1 protein-coding gene is annotated in these 834 nt (G+C 71.2%); it reads left to right on the top strand.

Annotated elements, in window-relative coordinates:
• A partial coding sequence (locus tag AB1460_RS37900) for an IS66 family transposase (RefSeq protein ID WP_368967412.1) occupies positions 1 to 776 on the top strand: 776 nt, incomplete at its 5' end.
• Between the last annotated feature and the right edge of the window lie 58 nt (positions 777 to 834).

Here is an 834-nt window from a genome sequence, read left to right as displayed (position 1 = left end):
GCCAGTTCCTGTCGAAGGACCGGACCGCGACCGCGCTCGCCGAGCTGGTCGGGATACCGCTGTCCGCGGGCACGGTCGCGGCGATGGCCGCCCGCGCCGCCACCGACCTGGAAGATTTCCTCACCGCTGTCCGTGACCTGCTCGCCGGCGCCGAGGTGGTCGGTGCGGACGAGACCGGGCTGCGGGTCGCCGGGAAACTGCACTGGGTGCACGTCGCCCGCACCGGGAAGTACACCCTCCTCGACTGCCATCCGAAGCGTGGAACCGCCGGGATCGACGCCCTCGGGGTGCTGACCGGCTTCACCGGCGTCGTGGTCCACGACGCCTGGTCCCCGTACGACACCTACACCGGCGTCACCCACCAGCTCTGTGTCGCCCACGTGCTGCGTGAACTGCAGGCCGTGAGCGACACCGCCCCGGCCGGGACCTGGTGCTGGGCCGCGCAGGCCGCCGACGCTCTCGTCTCCCTGCACCGTCTCACCGCCGACGCCGCCACCACCGGCACGCCGATCGACCCGGCCGACCTCGTGGCCCACACCCGGGCCCTGCGCCACGCCGCCCACATCGGGATCACCCAGACCTCACCGCGGGGCACGAAACTCATGGCTGCCCGCCACGCGCTGGCGTGCCGGCTCGTGGACCGCGAAGCCGACTACCTGCGGTTCACTCGTGACCTGCGGATACCCGCGGATAACAACGGATCCGAGGTGCGACACGAGGTCGCACGTGACAAGTGGATGTATCGGAAGGAGGGCCGGCTGATACCGGCGATATAGTCCCGGGCCAGTGCCCGATGGCCCGTTCCCACCTGGACGTGCGTCGCTGGTGACGGCG

The organism is Parafrankia sp. FMc2, from assembly GCF_041008525.1.
GTDB lineage: Bacteria > Actinomycetota > Actinomycetes > Frankiales > Frankiaceae > Parafrankia.
This window is presented reverse-complemented; position numbering and strand designations above follow the sequence as displayed.